Below are 22,122 nucleotides of genomic sequence, written 5' to 3'. Positions count from 1 at the left end.
TAGTATCAAAAAATCACAAGTTTTGGTTGGACATATATACTCATTGAAGTTCTATTGTAGAATTAGAAGTATCTAAAAGGCAATTTAAAAGTATAATCAACTAATAAAAAAATCTACACTTCATAATTCAACAACAACTGTTTCTGTAATTCCGAAGGACTCATTCCTGTTTGCGATTTTACAAACAAACTAAAATTGGAAGGCGAGTCAAAATTGTAATTATAGGCAATTTCTTTATGGCTTAATTCTTTAAAGGTAAGATCGCGCTTGATTTCTATAAGTAACTGTTTATGAATATATTTTAAAGGCGTTAATCCCAATTGCTTCTTGGTGATTTGTGCTAATTTCTTTGTAGAAACATGTAGTAAATCTGCATATTCTTTCACGGACAACTTTGTCATATTTGTTTCTATAAGACTGGCAAAATTGGAAATCAAATCGCTAGTAATGCGTGTTTCTCTTTGTGTGTTCTTTTGTAACGACTCTTCAATATTATATAAAATAGAACAAAGTTCGTGTCCTATTTTTTGCTTATAAAACATAGATTTTTCATCGGATAATTGTTTTATCTCTTCTAAAGCAACTATAAAGAAATCGGTCAATTCTTTATGATGTTCAAAAATAATAGGTTCGTTGTGCAGTCTATCCAAAACAGATAATGACTTTTTTAATACATCCGAAAAAATCATCGTCTCTTTAAACTGAATTAACAAGCCATCTGCCTTTTCTTCTCGTTTTATTAAATGTACTTGTCTTGGCTTTACAACATAGCAACTGTTGTGATGAATAGGGTATTTTTTAAAATCTATAATTTGAAAACCACCACCATTTGTAAAGAATAAAATCTCGTAATAACTATGTCTGTGAATGGCTTTAAAATCATAACTATTTGTGTGCGATATAAATTCAATATTGATGCTATCTAAAGTAGATAAATCGTGTATTGGTATGTCATTTACTGTATTAAACATGGTATTGGAGGAATAAATTAATATGTAAAACTCTTTTTTTCATATCACGATACTACATCTGAACAAATAGCTTTGTGTTATTAGTACTTGTATATAAGTAGCTAAGAGATCATTTCTTAATAGAACAGTTAAAAATCAATATACCCTATGCATAAATTCATAACAATTCTTTTTCTAGTAAGTATAGCAGTTTGTCAAGCACAGCAAGATGTGTTTCATGTGGCTAGAAATGGAAGTAAAGCAGAAATGGCAGAAATCTATAAGAAATCACCAGCGATGATTAACTCAAAAAATGATGCTGGATATACGCCATTTTTACTAGCATGTTACAATGGAAATGCAGAAGTTGTTGAGTTTTTAGTAGAAAAAGTCGAAAATATAAATGGAGTTAGCACGTATGGAACTCCACTTATGGCAGCTGTGTATAAAAAGGATGAAACAATTATAGACATTTTATTAAAAAATAATGTAGATGTAAACAAAGCCAACGACAGTGGCACAACGGCATTACACTTTGCTACATTATTTAACAATACGAGTATTGCAGAAAAATTGATTCATGCTGGAGCAAAAGCCAATAAAAAAGATGGAAGCGGAAAGACAGCTTTAGACTACGCAATCAATTACAACAATCAAAAAATTATTACCCTTATTAAAAACAAAGCACTATGAAAAAAATTACACTTTTTATTTTTTTATTATCCATCAGTTTCGGTTTTGGTCAATCATGGACTACAGGAACAGTAACCTTAGATTCTGGTTTTACGGTAAAGTTTGATGTAGATTCTTCCACATCATTGGTTACTATGACTTTAATTGGTCCTTCAAATGTATGGCTAGGAGTTGCACCTGGAGTTTCAGCAGGAAATATGATGGGAAATGCAGGTGATGATGTGGTAGTATACAATTCAATAGGATTGCAAGACAGAAATATGCCTGCGGGTAACGGTCAGCCTAATTTAGATGCTAGTCAAGATTGGACGGTAACGACCAATACAACTTCACTAGGTGTACGAACTATTGTAGCTACAAGAGCTATAAATACAGGAGATGCAAATGATTATATTTTCCCAACTGCAAACGGACCTATTCCTTTATTATGGGCAAAAGGTGGCGGATTGACATTTGGATACCACACAGGCGGTAGAGGCGGTACAGTTGCCAATTTAACACTTGGAGTAGATCGTTTTGTATTAACAGATTTCTCTGTAAGTCCTAATCCATCAGCTGCAAACTTTACAATTACATTGCCTACTAAAAGCAATACTGCAAAAGTAGAAGTGTATAACATGTTAGGAAAACAAATTTTAACAAAACAACTTGAAGAAAAACAAACAAATATTGAAGCTTCTCAATGGAATAGCGGAATGTACCTTATTAAAGTTACTGTAGATGATTTTACACAAACGAAACGTTTTGTGAAAAGTTAAATAGTTGAATATCGCAGTATCAGTTAATGAAAAAACACTCCATATAGGAGTGTTTTTTTTAATAAATAAATAAATAAATGGTTGGTTGGTTAGCCACTATCCTAAAAAGTCTAGTGATTATCTTCTGCAAGCTTCATAGCAGCTGCATCTATTTTTTTCAAATCAATCTTAGCAATTGATTTTACGGCTTGTTCATAAGGTTCATGAATTACTAAGCCACTTGGCTTGTTATTATTTAAAATCTCTTTGTAAGCGTCCATGAATGTTTCTACATCCAATAGTGAATAATAGGCTGTAACATGTTGTGTTCCGGCTTGTGCTGCAAAACGAACTAAGTTTCGCAAATATGCAGCATATTTTCCTAAAGCTAACGGTAATACCAATCGGATGTATTTTAATTTTTTTGAAATTTTATCATCAATTGTAGTATTAAAACTTCCTTGTAAAGTAGTTGAAGGAGAAATTTGCTTGTAGCGATTTACAGGAATACCTGCAATGTTTTTAGCAGATAATGCATTCAACGCAGCAACAGTCGCTAAAGTCCCTGTCAACGTTTCAGCTGGATTGGCATCACTTGGTTGTTTAATATACTCTTCATAAATCGTTGGAATTTTTTCCAAATCGCCTTTTTCCCACGCATGTGGCACAACATCTAAAGCATTATGTTGACTCAAATAATAAATTTTATTTGCTGCGATTTGTTTTTCATAATACGAAGCAAACCCTTCGTCGCCCGGTGTTGGACCTGCGGTTGGAAATGCTCCAACAGACGTTTTGTTTTCTGGATCCCAATCATTCTTTTTATCTACTAAATATAAGGCTAGAGTAGGAGATAATGCACCACCTAAACTATGACCAGCTACTGCAACTTGTACATCTTGTAAATGTGAATTGTCATGTAAAAAATTCTTTAGCGCTGTCAACATAGAAGAATCTTCTTTATTTGTCATATTCAGTAAAATATTCAGTCCAATATGCGTTCCATTTGAAATATTACCTGAATTAGGCGCGCCAGTTACGAGTTCCCATGAAACAGTTTTTTGCACAGAGAAATCTTCCACAAACCAACCATAAGGTGAATTTATATTTGTCCCTGCGATACCAATTACGATTGTATTTTCCTCTTCATTATAATACATTCCCATAGTATTATCGGCATGTACAGACGTTGAAGTAGGATCGTTTGCATATACAATTGGTCCCCAAATTGCTTTCCAATCGCCAATAATTCCTTTTGTTTCTTTGAGTACATCTTTGGCAACTTTAGTTACATAGCTTTGCATTTCAATCATTCCGCTTTTACAATCGTTTTGTGACCAGGATAAGCCTGAGGCAGAATTTACAGAAAATGATAAACTATATATTTGTTTAAGTAGTTGGTTAGATGGATTCATTGCTTTTTTTCATTGTAAGTGTTAATACTAAGTACTTACAAATAAACAGCTAATAAAAAAATGATAACAGAACATTTTCCCTTGAATATAGAACCACGTAGTTTTACTGATAAAAGTTTAAAAAATGGATATAGAATGTTAAAAATATGTCATTTCTCTAAATTATTATTACATTTGTGAAAAGCACCAAATTTACATCGAGTGAAGCAAAAAATACTTTTATTTATTTTACTACTTTCTTTTAGCACTGCAACTTTTGCGCAAAGTGCTGGAAATACGCAATTTGCTTCAAATTCAGAGACAGTTTTTAATATTTCTCCTAACCCAGGAGTGAATGAATTAAACATTAGACTTTCCCAAAAAACAGATGCAGCCGTTGAGGTTTATAATTTGTTGGGTAGAAAAATTTACACAGGAAAGCTAACAACAATGCATAACGCTATTGATATTTCTTCTTGGAAATCTGGAATTTATCTTGTAAAAGTAATTACTGATAAAAAATCAATCACAAAACGCTTCGTGAAGAAGTAACATTTTCCCTTTATTATAACGCTACATTTTAAAATTGAATCATATTTCTTTAAATAATAGTATTTATTGAAAGTAATTCTTGTATGCTTAATTTAAAACAAATCAATTCTAGTTACAATCCATAAAATATAAAAAGGGTATATATTTTAAAATATATACCCTTTAATTCTATGTTTTAGGAACTCTTATAATTTTCTAAACATAATCTTTTCTTGTGTAAACTGATATGCTTCGTCTAAAAATGCACGTATTTTATTCCAGTTACTATTAGGCTCATCGTAATTACTATAGTATTTTAAGGTTTTAATTTTTAAAATATTTCCTTCTATAGTAGCCGAGCTTTTAAAACCACCAGTTTCGTTGGTAACATTTTTGTTTAGTTTGTCTAAGCCAACAACTTTATAACCTTCAGGAATGATGATATTTATATTGTTTTCGTACGATTTTGGAAACGAACGGTTAATAGCTTGCGCTCTATCTATTTTATCCTGTGTTACAGATACTTGTCCGCCAATTAATTTTCCAACTTCAAAAAGGTAGTTTTTTCCAGCTTTTTTTACAAGTTGATTTTTCATAACAAACTCTTGTTCGTAAGTAAAAGGCGTTTTAGCGTCGTAACGACCTGTGTTAACGATTTTGAATGTGTTCTCTTCTTCAACTTCCAATGGGTCGTATTCACTTGAAAGTCCACTATGTAAAATCTTTTGTTGACGTTCCTTTAGTTTATCAATAAGCGCATTGTATTCTTTGCGATACCTAGTTCTGTTCTTTTTTTTGCGTACTTTATTAATATATCCTTCGGTACCATATTTTGTATAATCTTCATCCAAGTAATCAAAAAAGAACATTACTTCATCCTGTAAAGAACTTTTTAAATGTCCGTAAGAGTCGCTTTTTCTAGAGAAGTTAATTTGATTGAACGAATCACTAAAAGTAACTGTTAGGTCTTCAACTTGTTTATTATCGCTTGCTTTTGAACCTGGAATTGTAGTGGTGCTTACGCTTGATAATTCTCTATCATCTTCCGAATATTTTAGTACATAAGCTTCTGTATTCTCAATCATCGGATTGATGGTTTCCAAATTGCTATAGGCATTGTATACAGAAACATATATAGGTTTGTGTAAATTGACACGAATGATCGTTTCTGCTTCGCTAATAAACAATAAATCTTTAATATTTCCTTCGCTTCGGTCTTTTGCAACTATGATATCAAACGGAATGTAATTTTTTTGTAACATAGAACAATACACAGATACAAAACGATTTGGATTACTTAAGAAGAAATAATCAGGATTAGATTCATCACCGTAATACCCAATAATTTTAGATTCGCTCAATATAGAACCTTCAAAATAGTTGGTAAAGTAGTAATGTCTCAAATAGTAATAGGCTTCACGTGCCAACTCATCTTGCGTTAAACTTTTCTTTCTAAAGTATTTATGAAACTTTTTTGGTTCGTCTTTAAAATTACCAAAAGCATTTTTGTACACAGAAAGTACTTCATCTGCCGTTACTTCTGTTTTGATTTCTTTTTCAGATTCAGAAATAAAATTAAATACATTTTTTTCAAAACGTCCCGATCGTGAAAACGTTACTTGAAATTTAAAAAATGGTAATTCTAAAAGTGGTGAATACCAATATGGAATCTCTGTTTTTTCAATATTTTCAGCCTCTAATATATACCTACGATCATTTCGTTTTTTAGTATCTATTTGTTTCAATTTTGGAGCACCATTATAGCTGTTAAAATTGATAAAGAAATCATTCTCTGTATTGAATTTTAAAACGAATTTTTTTGTAGGATATTCATTGCTCAAAAAGTTGGTAGTAGGTTCAAAAGCATATCCTTTTTTTTCTATAAATGGTTCAATGGTGTACACATAATAGTCTAAAATATCACCAACTTCCAAGCCTGAAATTGCCAACTTATATTCATCGTCCGTTTTTACGGCTTCTTCATCTACTTTAATAACACGTTCGTCTCCATTGGGTTTGACGATTTTTACACCAATGAATTTTTTCTCTTTTTTACCCCAATAACCTCTTTTTACACGTAGGTTTTTTGTAAATGAAAATTCTGAATAATCATCAATGGCAGCCTTGTCCAAGATCTTTACACGCATACGCAACGAATTGGTATAACGTACTTTTTTTGCATATTTATGATAGTCATAAAAATATTCTTGATATAAAATGACTGCAGACTCATTTTGCCATTTTTCAGGAATATCAACGATTCCTTTTTGAGTATCATTTTCTCCCCAAAAAATGTTCTTAATTTTAATTTGTTGACGATTCTGACTTGTTACTGATACTGTAAAAAGTATCAATACACAAGCAACTAGTTTTTGTAGCATAGTATTGATTTATGATTTTACCAAGATTAACTGCTCTTGATAGCTATTTTTAATGTTTTTTAATGCTTCATTCCATTCTGTAAAGTATTTTTTAGAAATGATGGCATTTTTGAATTCGAAGTTTTTGTGATAAATTATTTTGTTCCCTTTTACTGTAAAATCTATAGAAATTTCAAAATCTTCAGTGACAGCTTTGACATTTTTGGGAAGTTCTTTTACAGCATATCCAGTCGGAATATCCAATTCTACAATGGTTTCTATATTTTTCTTATACGAGAAGGAATAGTCGCTTTTACGCTCTGTTAAATCTAATTGTTTTAAATCCTGATTATGATCAATGTCAATGTAGATTTCATTGTCAAACGAAGTCACCTTATTTTTCAAGATCAAATCATACGAGAGCTTTACATCTTTTTCACGGTTACTCAAATCTGAATTTTGAATATTATCAATGATGTAGTTTTTATCGCCTTTGGTTAAAAAACTTAGTAAAACGTCTTCTTTTTTATCATTACCAATAGAATAATATCCATACAAAAAGGTAGCTCTACTTTCGCCAGTAAATGTTTTAGTAACTGAACCTTTTAGTTCTTCCTTATCAATTTTTAATTTAGAATGATACATTTCCTTATTATCAGAAACAGTAGCTGTAGGAACTTTATCCAAAATAAAAGCGTCATTATCTTCAATTAAAACGGGTCTCCCTTGAATACGGTCTGCATATTCACCAAACGGATTGTATTTTTCAGTTCCATCTAAAAAATAGCGTTTTCCATCTTTTACTAAAGTACAAATCATGTGATTGTCAACCGATAAATTTGGCATAGAGTAATCATACGCAATACGTTTTGTACCAATCCAAGTAAGACGAGCATCAAAACCAGCAATGACCAACATTTGTTTGATAAGATTTGCCATTCCTTTACAATCGCCGTATTTCTTTTTAAATACATTTTGAGACTCATCTGGTTTAAAACCAGCGATTCCATCTTCAAAAGCGATGTAACGAATGTTATCTTGTACCCAATAATAAATATTTTTAATCTTTTCTTCGTCAGTAGCGGCATTTTCTGTTAGCTCTTTCACTTTAGCTTTTAGACTTTCAGGATTTTCATCCATGCTGTCTATTAATGACTTGTACCATTTGTACAAATCTTTGGTCTCGTTAAAAAGCGCTTGTGTTTTTTTGCGAAACTCAAACGACTTTGGCAAAATTAAAATATGCGGTCTGTGATGTGAAGGTCCTAAAATATTATTCTCTTTAGGATTTGAAGGCATATTTTTGATGGTAAAAACATATTCTGTTGCTTGTAACTTATCATTACGATTGGTTTCTTTTACGATATCATATCCTTCAAAATTAAACTCTTTAATTTCAATTGTTAACCAATCGGGAACAATTAATTTCACCTTCTTTTCAGCAATAGGATGTTGACCACTAAAGTAGATAGAAGTAAAATATTTGATGTCTTTATAATTTTTGGTTAAATCATAAAAATAACGATAGCCTTGCGTAGGAAAATCAACGTTTACATACTTTACACGTGCATCATGATAAAACATTTCATCACTTTGATAAAAATCATCTTGCACAGGAAATTTCACTTTCTTTTTATTACGATATGATAATTGAAACTTTTCTACATCCGAGAAACTGTTGTAAAAAATATATTTCTGAATGTCTGAACGCGAACTTATATTTATCAATTCTTCAGAGAGATTTTGCTTTACCGTAACGGTTTGAGTTCTTCGGTTTATACCAAATTGTATTTCTTCTGTGGCATCTAGCAAAACGACATCGTCATCCTCATAAGTTTCTTTGAGTGTTTTTGCTTTTTCTATATCTTCAGGTGTAGGATCAATTCTCTTTTGAGAATACAGTTGTGTGCTTGCAAGCAATACGAGGAGCAAGCAGCAATATGAATTCAGTTTCATGTAGGAGTAATCGGTTTTAATTAGCTGTAAAAATAGACTTTTTTTTTAAAATGTTAAAAAATACTTAAACAACGATAAGGTACTAGGTTTTGAGAATTTTGGTCTTAGCGATTTCTTGAGAAACACCGAAAAAAACAAATTGACAAAAAACAAATAAATGAATAAGCAAGTTCAGTAGTTTATACTTTGAAATCAACAGAAAGTAAACCTCCAACCTTGAATCATTAAATCTTTGAAGAGCGCAAAGCGATCAACACCTGTCACATCAAGCGCAGTCGAGATGTAAAACTCAAGACTAATTCATAAAATTCTATTTTATCGACTTTTATTTCGTCACTTTTTAAGGGGAATTCGTCACAACAACCTATATTCATTGAGCTTATTGAAAGAGTTAAAGTTATTTTTGCCAGTGAATTTTAACCTTAATAACAATTCTAATCACTTTTACATAATCCTCAATTTTTATACCTAATGAACAAAAAAATACAGTTTCTGTTTTTATTACTTCCTACATTTATTTTTGCACAATGGACACAAGTTGGTCAAGATATAGATGGAGAAAATAATGTAGACTTTTCAGGTTTTTCAATAAGTCTATCTGCCGATGGAAGTATTGTCGCTATTGGAGCACCTTTAAACGACGATGTAGATGAAAATGCTGGACATGTACGAGTGTACCAAAACAATGGAGGAAACTGGCAACAAATAGGACAAGATATTAATGGGGAAGATTGGATTGATCAATCTGGATATTCTGTAAGCTTATCATCGGATGGTAGTGTAGTAGCTATTGGAGCACGTTTTCACGATGACACTTTTGGAGATAATGGCTATGTGCGAATTTTTCAAAATAATGGAGGAAACTGGCAACAAGTTGGTCAAGACATCATAGGTGAAGCCAATGATGACGAATCTGGAAGATCAGTAAGTCTTTCTGCCAATGGAAATATTGTAGCCATTGGAGCACCATTTAATAACGGAAATGGTTCTAATAGCGGACACATGCGCGTATATGAAAATAATGGTGGAACATGGCAGCAAATTGGACAAGATATTGATGGAGACAACGCAGGTGATGAAGGAGGATTTTCGGTAAGTATTTCCGCCGACGGAAGTATTGTGGCTATGGGATCACGATATAGTAATACGAATAATAGAGGTGATGTAAAGATATTTCAAAATGTAAGCGGAAATTGGCAACAAATCGGGCAAGATATTGTTGGAACCAATGATGATGCAGAATTTGGTGTTTCAGTAAGTCTCTCAAACGATGGAAATACCATTGCTATTGGAAGTTCTTTTGATGTCTACACAAGCCCAAATTCTGGAAGTGTAAAAATCTATGAAAATAATGCTGGAACATGGCAACAAGTTGGTTCAAACATAACGAGTACCATCACACAAGTGCAGTACACTCAACTTCCTGTGAGTTTGTCGGGAGATGGAAATGCTGTAGTTATTGGGTTTCCACTCGAAGATTCCTTCTATAATTATGAACAAGGAAACAGTTACGCTCAAGTATATAGAAATGTTGGAGGAACTTGGCAACAGGTAGATCAAAATATAGCAGAGGAAAACGCACAAGATGCATTTGGCTTTTCTGTAAGTATCTCAGACGATGGAACTACGGTTGCTATGGGAGCACCTTATAACTCAACAAGTAAAGGACACGCACGAATATTTTTTAATAGCAATACACTTAGTACGGAAGATATCATCCTCAATAATTCATATACAATTTCACCAAATCCAAGTACTGGAAAAGCGCTTATTCGTTTGAACGAGCAGTTTCAAGAAGTACAAATACAAGTGTTTGATATGCTTGGAAAGCAGATTTCAAGTATGGAGTATAAGCATACTTCTCAAATTCAATTAGATCTATCTACACAACCGCAAGGAATGTATTTGATACACGTAATCTCTGAAAACACCATTGCGAGTAGCAAATTTGTGAAACAGTAATTCGATTAGAACAATTTATAAAAAGTAGTAGCAAAAAGATACTAGAAAACAAACCGATGAAAAAACAATTCTTACAATTTCTCATTGCATTATTACCTGTATGTGCTATGGCGCAAATATTTGTCCCTGATGACAATTTTGAGCAAGCAATTATCGATTTAGGCTACGATTCTGGTCCGCTAGATAACTTTGTGCCTTTTGCTAATATCGCAAATATTACAAGCTTGGATGTGAGTTCTAAAGGAATTTCAGACCTGACAGGAATTAATGGTTTTCCTAGTTTGCAAACCTTATATTGTAATGACAATCAGTTGTCTACCATAAATTTAAGTAACAACGCACAATTAAGAGATTTACGCCTCAATGATAACAACTTACTCTTTATAAACTTAAGTAATTTAACACAGTTAGAGGTTTTTAGTGCCAACAACAATCAGTTGAGTAGTCTTAATGTGGCATCAAATCCTGCATTGCAAGGACTTTCGGTTTCTCAAAATAATCTTACAACTTTAGATACGAGCAGCAATCCGTTTTTGATACAAATTGTTTGTGATCGAAATCAATTAACTTCTCTGACAGTTGACACGTTCTCAGATTTAAGAGAATTATATTGTTATGACAATCAACTGACTTCTTTGGATGTAACTACGAATTTTAATTTAGAAATTTTATGGTGCAGAAGCAATCAGTTAACAACTTTAAACACGACAGGCATTACCAGTCTAAAAACCTTTGTGGCCTATAACAATCAACTAACAGCTGTTGATGTAAGTACAAATACAGCACTTGAAGTATTATCATTGGGCGATAACAATCTGTCAGCAATTAATGTAAGTAATAATCCGCTTTTAACTGAATTATATCTTAGCGAAAATCAACTTACTGCAGTAGATGTAAGTTCCAATGCTTTGCTAGAAATATTTTGGTGTAATGAGAACCAAATCAGTACGATAAATACTTTTAATTTAACCAATTTAAGAACGTATGTAGCTTTTAACAATCAACTAAACGCTGTAGATGTAAGCAATAATGGCGCACTCGATCTGTTATCTATCGGTTTTAATAATATCACTACTGTAGATGTGAGCAATAACACACTTTTGACAGAGCTATATACACAAGCCAATCAAATAAGCTCACTAGATGTTAGTGTTAATACTGCTTTGGAAGCACTTTGGTGTTTCGACAATCAACTCACAACACTTGATGTTTCTAGCAATCCGAATTTAATGAGTTTAGACATCGGAATAAACAATTATACCGCACTTGATTTGAGTGCAAATCCACAATTAACACAAGTAGCAGTAACGCTTTGTCCCAATTTGACAGAATTTAACATGAAGAACGGTAATAACACTATTATTACAGACTTTATTGTGAGAGACAATCCAAATCTGACTTGTATAGAAGTAGACAATCCAGCGTATAGCAATGCCAATTGGAGTGCGACTGTGGATGCCCAATCGGACTTCAGTCAAAACTGTTTTTACGGATTTACATATGTGCCCGATGATGCTTTTGAGCAAGCTTTGATCAATTTGGGCTACGACACAGCACCGTTAGATGATTTTGTACCAACAAACAATATAAATACCGTTACAAACCTTGATATAAGCAATCTAGGAATTGTAGATATGACAGGAATTGAAGCATTTGTTGCTTTAGAAGATTTGAATTGTTCTGAAAATGCAATCGAAAACCTAGATATTTCTGCAAATACAGTACTGACAAATTTAAATGTAAGTAACAATATGATTTCTGAGTTGGATTTTTCCATGAATCTAGCACTAGAAGTTATCAACGTAAATTCCAATGCTTTAAATTCTGTAGACTTAAACGATCACGCACAATTGACCAGTTTTGATGGTGCTAACAATGATTTTGTGGTATTGTTCATCAAAAACGGAAACAATACAAACATGACAAGTTTTTCAGCAGTAAACAATCCAAGTTTAACCTGTATTGAGGTGGACGATGTGGCGTATAGCACCACAAATTGGACAAATATTGATACACAAACAAGTTTCAACACAGATTGCGATCAATTTTACACCTATGTTCCTGACGATAATTTTGAACAAGCTTTAATTGATTTAGGCTATGATTCTGGAGCACTAAACAATTATGTCTTAACTGCAAATATCAATGCGGTAACATCTTTAACGATAAATAATAAAGGTATTGCAGATTTAACAGGAATACACGATTTTACAGCACTAGAAACTCTCAACTGTAGAAGCAATGCATTAACAAGCTTAGACATCAGACCTAATGCAAACTTAGAAGTACTAAACTGTGCGTTTAATGCGATTTCTTCTATTGATGTAACGAATAATTATGCCTTACAAAGAATTACTTTATGGGATAACGATCTCACAGAATTAAACGTAAGTAATAACAGTGCACTAGAATATTTGGATGTAGATGAAAACAATATTACCACGCTCGATGTATCGCAAAACCTACAATTATATAGAATTTGGTGTTCCCAAAATAACTTGGAAAGCTTGAATGTTAAAAACGGAAACAATACAAATTTCACCACTTTTGTAGCCAATAATAATCCGAATTTAACCTGTGTCGAAGTAGACAATGCAGAATATAGTACTACCAATTGGATAAGTATTGATACACAAACAAGCTTTAATGAAAATTGTAATTACGGACTAACGTATGTTCCCGATACTAATTTTGAACAAGCACTCATTAATTTAGGATATGATACTTCCATAGATAATTACGTATCAACCGTAATAATAGAAGTCATAACAACATTGGATGTGAGCGGTTTGGGAATCATGGATTTAACAGGAATAGAAGACTTTACAGCGTTGCAAGAGCTCAATTGCTCGTCTAACACACTATCAACATTAGATATTACAAACAATGTAAACTTAACAAACCTAAACTGTGCTACAAATACACTGACAAGCTTAAATGTACTCAATAATTCATTATTAGAATCTCTGAACATTGACAGCAATAATATCACCGTATTGAATGTAAACTTTCATCCCGAACTAAATCAACTATTTGCGCAAAACAATGCGCTAGAAATACTAAATGTTCAAAACGGAAACAACACGAATTTTACAGCATTTACAGCTACAGGAAATCCGCTTTTGACTTGTGTGCAAGTAGACAATCCGGTTTGGAGTTCTATCAATTGGACAAGTATTGATGTGCAAACAAGTTTCAATCAAGATTGTGGATATGCAACCTATGTTCCCGATGATAACTTTGAACAAGCCTTGATAGATATAGGTTACGATTCTGGACCGCTAGACGATTTTGTGCCAACAGCAAACATCAATCCAGGAACACCTATAAATCTTAGTATAAGTAATAAAGGGATTTCTGATTTAACAGGAATAGAAGCTTTTTCTACCTTGGTAACCTTAGACTGTTCTTCTAATACGATATCAAATTTAAATGTCCGAGCTAATACAATGCTAACTTTATTGCGATGTGAATCTAATGAAATGACAAGTTTGGATGTTGATGGAGCTAACAACTTACAACAGTTGTTTTGTAGCGATAATAAGCTGCAAAACTTAGATGTAAGTAACAATACAGAACTAATTGAATTAGAAGCTGATCTTAATGATCTTGAAACGATTGATTTAAGCGCCAATACAAAATTAGTAGAAGTTGATATTTCGCAAAATCGATTGACAACTATAAATGTATCTGCAAATACACTCTTGGAAGAATTACAAGGTTTTAGCAATCAATTAACAGCAGTCAATATAAATAGCTTACAAGCACTAAGGATATTGAGTTTTTCAAATAACAGATTGCGATCTATTGATGTAAGTAATAATCTAAATTTGGTAGATGTAACTTTAGTAGAAAATTTTCTGTCGGATCTAGATGTGAGCCCAAATGTCAATCTTGAAGCATTAAGAGTTTCCGACAATCTACTAACATCTTTAGATCTAAATAACAATCCATTATTAACGAATTTACAGTTTGATAATAATTTTGTGACAGAAATGTCTTTTGAAGAAAACTTAAATTTGGTAATACTCTCTTGTTCTGGAAACAGATTAGAGACGATAGATGTAAGTATGCATACGAATCTAGTAACTTTTAGAGCACTTAGTAACGAATTGCTACATACGCTTAATGTTCAAAATGGTAACAATAGCAATGTAAATAATTTTCACATAAGTTCTAATCCAAATTTATACTGTGTTCTGGTAGATGATGCTGCATATAGTACTGCCACTTGGGATAGTAGTTCAGTATTCTGGGCTTCTGTTGATTCGCAAACTAACTTTAATGAAACCAGTTGTGATTATATTGAGCTAAGCGCGAAAGTTCTTTTACAAGGTGCAAGTTTAAATCCAAATACAGGTGAAGAATCGCTTATGCGAGACGATTTACGTAGCAATGGACTCATCAGTGCAACATCACCGTATGGAGATAATGCTACAGCAAGTACTATCGTTCGCACAAATGATAATGCTGGAAACTCAATGGTCGATTGGGTTTGGGTAGAATTAAGAGAGATTAATAATCCGACAAATGTTGTGGCGGCACAATCTGCAATCTTACAACGAGATGGTGATATTGTAGCTACCGATGATGATTTAACAACGCCATTAATTTTTAATGGTCTTCCAGTTGCAAAATATCATGTTGCGGTGAAGCATAGAAATCACTTAGGCGTCATGACTGCAAGTTCTGAAACATTAAAACAAGTAACCACCATTGTCGATTTTACAAATGCAACCAACCAAATCACGTTTGGAAACAATGCGCAAACTACTTTTGGAATACAAGCAAATACAGTTGCAATGTGGGCAGGGAATGTTAACGGAGATACCATAGTGCAGTATTCAGGAACAAACCCAGATACGCCAACGATTTTATCAACGGTTTTGAATGATCCTGGAAACTTTCTCAATTTCCCAACCTACGCGGTAAGCGCTTATATTACAGATGATTTAAACATGGATGGAAGTACGCAATACTCAGGAACCAATCCAGATACACCAGTAATTTTACAAAATGTATTGGCACATCCTGGAAACTTTCTAAACTTCAGTACGTTCCAAATCATAGAACAATTGCCGGAAAATGGGATGTAATGGTGTTGAGTTATAAGTTATGAGTTGTGAGTGTTGAATTGTGAGTTCAGTAAAACCAATNNCTAACACCTAACACCTAACACCCAATACCCAATACCCAGCACCCTAAAGCGAAACTTTCACCTTATAGTTTTCCAAATCAGACAAATAATCGGCAGGAACAAAATCTTCATGATCAAATTCTTCCCTACGTTTGCGTTTCATTTCAATGCGTTTTATGGCTTTTAAAAAGCGTTTAATTTCTACTGTACTTTCTATCAGTAAACCATCTACTTCAACACTTTCTCCAGCATCATCACGGGCTACCATTGTAAAATAAGAAGAGTTGCAGTGTTTCACATCGCCAGTCTGAATATTTTCTGCTTCCACACGAATTCCAACAACCATCGAAGTACGTCCAACATAATTAATAGAAGCACGCATGGTAACCAATTCGCCCACTTCAATCGGATTCAAAAAATCTACGGTATCAACAGAAGCAGTCACACAATAGGCGCGTGAATGTTTTGAAGCGCAGGCAAACGCAATTTGATCCAATAATGAGAGCACATAACCACCATGAATTTTTCCACTAAAATTTGAATGTGATGGCAACATCAATTCAGAAATTGTAACTTTCGATTCTTTAGCAGATTTATAATGTATGCTCATAGTAAACTTTCTTTATTTTCCTTAGAACTATAAAAATACAGCTTCTTTCAATAAAATAGTAGCTTACTGTGAAATTTCATAAAGTAAAAAATAACTCAAAATATGACTACTGAACTTTCAAATTCTTTACAGTAGCATCCATAAACTCCAAACGTTCTTTTATTTTAGCGCGAACATCTTCAGGAGAAAATCGCTTCTTGTTCCTAAAATCAGGATACACAGACCAACGAATACTATCTTTCTTATAAATTTCTCCAGATCGTAAAATCTCAATCAATTTATCGGTTCTCGTTAAAATGTTGGCGTTAGACAATACAGGTTTTTTTCCATTCGTACCATTTCTCCAATCGTAATAACGATCCTTAAACATATTCACATTTTGTGGCGTTTTCATATACTGTTCCATCAATAAAAAGCGATTATACCCAAGTCTGTTTTTATATTTTGGATTTCCGTACATAAGCTCCATATTAGCCGTATATCCGTTTCCAACCCAAGAAGAACAATATTTTTCAGTACAGTATTTAGCTCCAGTAGGCGAATAAATATAACACCAAGGATTGTTTCCATAACACACATAATACGGTGTTCCAAAAGCCCAAATAAAGTCCCAAATAACAGGCTCTAATTGATTATCTCTATTATAAAAATAGAATACATTTTTTCCGTTAAAATAACTGTCAGGATTTGCAAAAACATCGGTCATAATAAAATAGTCAATCTCAGCTTCTTCATCTACACTTTCTTCCCAATTTTGACCGTTTAAAACTTCACTTTCATAGGAATTTATAATTTGCTGAATATTTGTTTTTTGTTCAGGAGTAGCGTCTTCATTATCAGGGTATTCATATTGAAAAGTTCTTCTTGTAATTGTTGTGAAATCAGGAAAATTATCTACTTCTTTTACGATAAAACCACCATCACTTTTCTTAGCAGTATTCACATGATTTTTTCCTTGTTGTATCTTTTCTCCGTAGGTATACAATCCCCAATATTCCCCATTTAGAAAAACTTGTACATGTCTACTTTGCGGACCATAATTCCCCATTTCGGCATAGGTATCATACGAAACCTTATTACATAACTGAGAAGTATCAACCCAATTGGCAATCATCACCCATTTATGACTTGCGGGCATTCCCATGATAGATTGAGGATTCTCTTTTCCGAAATTCAACGAGAAACTTTTCTTAGGAAATTCCATACTTCCTTGACCTCTTGCATGAATGGTTCCTGAACTTGCTTGATATGCACCAGACAAGCTATACCAACCATCTTTCATAGGAACGTCGTAAAACTTAAAATCGGCTTCCAAGCGATCTCTATTCTCTGGAAACTTGCCGCTTTTAGTAGTAATAACAACATACGGGATAGGTGAAGTTGCATCAAACTGATAATCAATATCTCGTGTAATAGTTTTGCTAGTTTTATCTCCAATAAGTGTCACATTCAAATCAACATCTTGAGCTGTAAATTTTTTGCGTTTAACAATCTTTTTTAAATCAATAGCAAACGTTTTGGAAAGTTTCAGCGTATCGTTGGTAAGTACACTTCCATCTTCCTGTACAAGTGAATATGTATATTTTGAATACTCACCAAGATCATCTAACGAGACATTCAGCATTGCATTTTCATCATCGATCACAGAAATTGTATCAGTCTCCGTACTATACACCGTTTGAAAAACGACAATAGGTTCTGTTTTTGTTTTACAAGATGTATGTAGACTCAGACTGACTAAACAAACGATAAAAAAATATAAAAAGGAACGTTTCATGGCTAGATAATTAAAGGTTAGTTATGGTTTTCTATGAATTAAATATAGAACAAAAACTAATTGTGAAATAATAAATAGGCTACAATTTATTGTAAATCAGGTGAAAACACGTATGGAAGCATGGGTTTTAACTTGCTATTTTTCAATGCATATTAATTTTCCTCTTTTCTCTTTTTTCACTTCCGTGAGATGGAACTCGTTTCAAAACGAATTCTGATCATTGTTTTTAAGCTATCGAATTTAAATGATCTAATATGCTTTGTAGTAATTCTGTGAGATGATTTGCAGCGTTTTTATGCTTCTCAATTTGAAATTCAATATGCGGAATAAAACTTTTATCGTTAAGTGCTTCAATAGCGTCTATGATTAAAATGTGTTTTTCATCAATTTGCTCAAGTTCTTTTAGTATACTATCTTTTATGTGTTCATCTTTAAGTTCTGCCAATCCTAAAATTGCTTCAAGTCGAGCGACTCTAGCGCTGTCTTCAACGTGTTTCCAAAATACCTTTTTAATTTTGCTTGCATTTGTATCATCAATAATAAATCTTAATTTAAAAAGAGCAGTTTTCCGTATCTCAGGATTTGTATCGTTAGAAAACTCAATAAAGGTATCAACCACTTGCGCATGTTTTAGCGCATCAAAAGCATACATAATACTAAGCTTTACATCATCTTCATGGTTTTTAAACGTACAAATCAAATCAATAAAATCATCTGATAAATTCTTATTAATTGTACCAAAGACACTTATAATTGGACTAATAATTGCAGTATTCTCTTCCGTTTGTAATATGTCAAACAAAATTGTTTTTATCTTTTCCGTTTCAAACTTAGAATAAAAAAGTATGACGAATATGAAACTAGCAAAACGCCGTTTATCGATCACAGTTGCTTGTATAAGTTTTTGAGCTTGCTTAAAAAACAAATGCGGTTCTCTTAATACCCTATTGCGCAGTGTTGTTAATGCTTGATACGAGTTTTTAGTAGTAAAAATTTTTGAAAAAATCGTATCAAAATCACCTTGACTAACTTTTAGCCAGCTATTTCGTTCAGAAATATACTGCTGTTTACCAGTCAGTTTTTTAATTCGTCCACTCGCTATTTTTTCAGTGATCGAAGTAAACGCATAATTCGAGCCTTCTTTCCATTGCCCATCAATAAAAATTAAATCAAAATATTTGAATTCTTTTGTTGAATACAATACTCTTATCTTCAAACAATCTCTGTGAGATGGTGTATATGTAAAGTCAAAAGAAGCAAAATCTGTATTTAGTTGATCACGGATAGCATCTATAGTGACACCACTTCCTAAATCTTTTGTAGGCATCATAATTCTACCTCTAATCCGAGTTTTTTTTGAACCAAGATAACGTGTCAAATACCATGAATAATAAATAGTGCGTTTATTTGTGTTTGAACCTTTATACTTATGAGAATAACTACAAAAGATAAAACGATTATTGGCTTGGCACATATTTTTTATAAATTTTAAATCGAAGTAAAAATAACAGAAACCTCAATAAAATAACGTGAGTTCGACGTAAAAAAATTAGTTCGATACTTTTCTTTGGGAAAGCAAAGAAAATGAAAATAAAACATTAAAAATGTGGTTTATAGCTGATGGCTTCTAAAACTTAATTATAAATATTAATTGAATCAGTTATATAGAACTGACGTTAAAATAAAATCATTAGCGAATACTTCTTGCTATATTTTTTTCACTTCCGTGAGATGGAACTCGTTTCAAAACGAATTCTAGATAATCCACAACGAATACTAAAGCGACTCAAATTTTAGGCGGTTTTGATATGATATTTGAATCATCAAACAAACAAAACTATCAAAATCACAATCCTATGAAACATATTTGTATCTTCTTCATCGCGTTCATTTCCAGCTTCGGATTCGCACAAAAAACAGAAAGTCCATACCTAGAAGTGCTCACGCCAAATGCAGTCATTCCATTAAAATCGACAAAAGCCGACGTGAAAATCTCAGGAAATATTGCACATGTGCGTATTTCGCAAACCTATCAAAACACAGGAAGCATTCCGATAGAAGCCAAATATGTATTTCCGCTATCTACACAAGCTGCGGTACACAAAATGCAAATGACTATTGGCGATCGTACCATCAACGCAAAAATCTTTGAAAAGCAAGAAGCACAACGCGTATACGATAAAGCCTTAAAAGAAGGGAAAAGAGCTGCAAAACTCGATCAGCATCGTCCAAATGTATTTCAAATGAATGTTGGTAATATTGTGCAAAACGATATTGTAACGATTGATATTTACTATACAGAAATGCTAGTTCCGTTAGCAGGAACCTATGAATTTGTATTTCCAGGTGTTGTTGGACCGCGATTTACAGGCGAAAATACGTCTGGCGAAACAGTGTTCAATCAACCATATACAGAAAAAGGAGTAGGAGACACGTTCGATTTTGACTTAAACGTACAAATCAATTCGGGAATTCCAATTGCAGATGTTTCTTCAAACACACACAAAATCAAAGTACACTATCCAAATACTAGAATTGCAGAAGTTGCATTGACAAACGAAAATACAAATGCATCAAATCGTGACTTTATCCTAAAATACGGAATGCGCGGAAATGAAATTCAATCAGGATTATTATTATACGAAGAAGAAGGAGAAAAATTCTTTGCCTATATGATGGAGCCACCAAAAGCTTCTGCAAAAATGAAACCAGCTGCCAAAGAATATCTTTTTGTAGTAGATGTTTCAGGTTCTATGCACGGTACTCCAATGCAAGTTTCTAAAAAATTATTGCGCAACTTATTGGTAAATCTTCCAGAAACCGATCATTACAACATCTTATTTTTCTCAGGCGGATCAACGGTATTATCACCAGAGCCGTTGGCATGTACACCAGAAAACATTCAAAAAGGACTCAACTTTTTAACGAACATCAACAGTGGTGGCGGAACACGTTTGCTAAATGCACTTAACACTGCGTATGCATTGCCAAGAATGGACAAAACCAGCGCACGATCAATGGTAGTAATTACAGATGGATATGTAAGTGTGGAACGCCAAGCATTTGAAATGATAGAAAACAACTTAGGACAAGCCAATGTATTTACTTTCGGAATTGGTTCAGGTGTCAACAGATATTTACTTGAAGGAATGGCGAAAGTGAGCAATAGTGAATCATTCATTGCAGCGCAAATGAGTGAAGCCAATGCGGTTGCCGAAAAGTTTAGAAACTATATAAAAACGCCTTTATTAACGCAAATTCGTATCAAAGCAGAAGGTTTTGAAGCGTATGACGTAACCCCAAGCAGTATTCCCGATGTATTTGCTTCGCGTCCAATCTTAGTTTTTGGAAAATACAGAGGAGATGCCAAAGGTACATTAACCGTTACTGGACAAACAGGAAACGGAGTTTTTCAAAAAGAATTTCGCGTGGCAGACGGAATGTTAAGCAAAGACAATGAAGCACTTAAATACTTATGGGCACGTAAAAAAATAGAACGTTTGGATGATTATAAAAGACGCTTTGGAGACAATACACGACAGGAAGTTATTGCACTCGGATTAAAGTACAATCTAGTTACACAATACACATCGTTTGTGGCAGTTGACAATGAAGTTGTAAACAAAAATGGGAAACGTAAAGAAGTAAAGCAACCATTGCCAATGCCAAAGAATGTAAGCAATAGTGCAGTAGGAGCAGAAGCGTCTGTAAAAGGGAAAACATTCATCAAAAGAAAAAAACGTACAAAAACGGTTAAAGTTGATACTAAAAACTTGAATGAAAAAGCTACGACTTGGTTCCGTGAAAACTATACAAAAATCATTGAAAAGTATTTGAAAAAATATGATGGAATTCGTGTAGAAGTTGACAAAAACGGAACGATCTTAAAAGTTGAAATTCTTATAAATGGCAGCTGGATTTTAAATGAAGTATTGCTAGAACGAATCAACTTGTTAGATGTAAATGAAGTATTCAGTTTGGGTCAAAAAGTAACAATTACAATCAAAAACTAATC

The 22,122-nt window shown here is 33.1% G+C and carries 13 protein-coding genes; 6 read left to right on the top strand and 7 right to left on the bottom strand.

The genetic code is table 11. The features are described 5' to 3' along the window. Positions 1-113: 113 nt before the first annotated feature. The gene (locus ACRBBL_RS05410) at positions 114-971 is read right to left on the bottom strand and encodes a helix-turn-helix domain-containing protein (protein WP_431368002.1); all 858 of its coding nucleotides are present in this window, start codon (positions 969-971) and stop codon (positions 114-116) included. A 147-nt stretch (positions 972-1,118) separates the two neighbouring features. Between ACRBBL_RS05410 and ACRBBL_RS05405 the strand changes: the two genes are divergently transcribed. Further along, entirely contained in the window at positions 1,119-1,643 is a 525-nt protein-coding gene (locus tag ACRBBL_RS05405) for an ankyrin repeat domain-containing protein (protein ID WP_431368001.1), read from the top strand. Beyond that, positions 1,640-2,401 carry a T9SS type A sorting domain-containing protein gene (locus ACRBBL_RS05400; protein ID WP_431368000.1) on the top strand — a complete coding sequence of 254 codons (762 nt, stop codon included), beginning with the start codon at positions 1,640-1,642 and terminating at the stop codon, positions 2,399-2,401. Before ACRBBL_RS05405 ends, ACRBBL_RS05400 begins: the two co-directional genes overlap by 4 nt. A 110-nt stretch (positions 2,402-2,511) precedes the next feature. On the opposite strand, the gene ACRBBL_RS05395 is transcribed toward ACRBBL_RS05400, so the two are convergent. Next, positions 2,512-3,795 (bottom strand): lipase family protein, encoded by a 1,284-nt coding sequence (locus tag ACRBBL_RS05395; protein ID WP_431367999.1) that lies wholly within the window; start codon positions 3,793-3,795, stop codon positions 2,512-2,514. A 201-nt stretch (positions 3,796-3,996) separates the two neighbouring features. Here ACRBBL_RS05395 and ACRBBL_RS05390 point away from each other — a divergent pair, with 201 nt between their 5' ends. Further along, the gene (locus ACRBBL_RS05390) at positions 3,997-4,326 is read left to right on the top strand and encodes a T9SS type A sorting domain-containing protein (protein ID WP_431367998.1); all 330 of its coding nucleotides are present in this window, start codon (positions 3,997-3,999) and stop codon (positions 4,324-4,326) included. A 185-nt stretch (positions 4,327-4,511) separates the two neighbouring features. On the opposite strand, the gene ACRBBL_RS05385 is transcribed toward ACRBBL_RS05390, so the two are convergent. Both ACRBBL_RS05385 and ACRBBL_RS05380 read right to left on the bottom strand, forming a co-directional pair. Then, the gene (locus ACRBBL_RS05385; RefSeq protein WP_431367997.1) at positions 4,512-6,686 is read right to left on the bottom strand and encodes a DUF3857 domain-containing protein; all 2,175 of its coding nucleotides are present in this window, start codon (positions 6,684-6,686) and stop codon (positions 4,512-4,514) included. A 9-nt stretch (positions 6,687-6,695) separates the two neighbouring features. After that, positions 6,696-8,621: a transglutaminase-like domain-containing protein gene (locus tag ACRBBL_RS05380; RefSeq protein WP_431367996.1), complete on the bottom strand. Its 1,926-nt coding sequence runs from the start codon at positions 8,619-8,621 to the stop codon at positions 6,696-6,698. Between the two features lie 471 nt (positions 8,622-9,092). Between ACRBBL_RS05380 and ACRBBL_RS05375 the strand changes: the two genes are divergently transcribed. Continuing rightward, entirely contained in the window at positions 9,093-10,583 is a 1,491-nt protein-coding gene (locus ACRBBL_RS05375) for a T9SS type A sorting domain-containing protein (RefSeq protein WP_431367995.1), read from the top strand. A gap of 56 nt (positions 10,584-10,639) precedes the next feature. Then, a complete protein-coding gene (locus tag ACRBBL_RS05370; RefSeq protein WP_431367994.1) occupies positions 10,640-15,679 on the top strand; it encodes a hypothetical protein in 5,040 nt (1,679 codons plus the stop codon). A gap of 105 nt (positions 15,680-15,784) precedes the next feature. Here ACRBBL_RS05370 and ACRBBL_RS05365 read toward each other — a convergent pair whose 3' ends face one another. The 3 genes from ACRBBL_RS05365 to ACRBBL_RS05355 all read right to left on the bottom strand — a co-directional run bounded on the left by ACRBBL_RS05365 (position 15,785) and on the right by ACRBBL_RS05355 (position 19,437). Further along, positions 15,785-16,330, bottom strand: a complete 546-nt coding sequence (locus tag ACRBBL_RS05365) for an acyl-CoA thioesterase (RefSeq protein WP_431367993.1) — start codon at positions 16,328-16,330, stop codon at positions 15,785-15,787. A 106-nt stretch (positions 16,331-16,436) separates the two neighbouring features. Next, positions 16,437-18,107 carry a CotH kinase family protein gene (locus tag ACRBBL_RS05360; protein WP_431367992.1) on the bottom strand — a complete coding sequence of 557 codons (1,671 nt, stop codon included), beginning with the start codon at positions 18,105-18,107 and terminating at the stop codon, positions 16,437-16,439. Between the two features lie 226 nt (positions 18,108-18,333). Then, positions 18,334-19,437 (bottom strand): hypothetical protein, encoded by a 1,104-nt coding sequence (locus tag ACRBBL_RS05355; RefSeq protein ID WP_431367991.1) that lies wholly within the window; start codon positions 19,435-19,437, stop codon positions 18,334-18,336. 526 nt (positions 19,438-19,963) lie between these two features. On the opposite strand from ACRBBL_RS05355, the gene ACRBBL_RS05350 reads away from it, so the two are divergent. Continuing rightward, the gene (locus tag ACRBBL_RS05350) at positions 19,964-22,120 is read left to right on the top strand and encodes a VIT and vWA domain-containing protein (RefSeq protein ID WP_431367990.1); all 2,157 of its coding nucleotides are present in this window, start codon (positions 19,964-19,966) and stop codon (positions 22,118-22,120) included. Positions 22,121-22,122: the final 2 nt, after the last annotated feature.

Source organism: Kordia sp., from assembly GCF_050633145.1.
Lineage (GTDB): Bacteria > Bacteroidota > Bacteroidia > Flavobacteriales > Flavobacteriaceae > Kordia.
The sequence above is the reverse complement of the archived record's forward strand: the minus strand, read 5'-3'. Positions and strand labels throughout refer to the sequence as shown.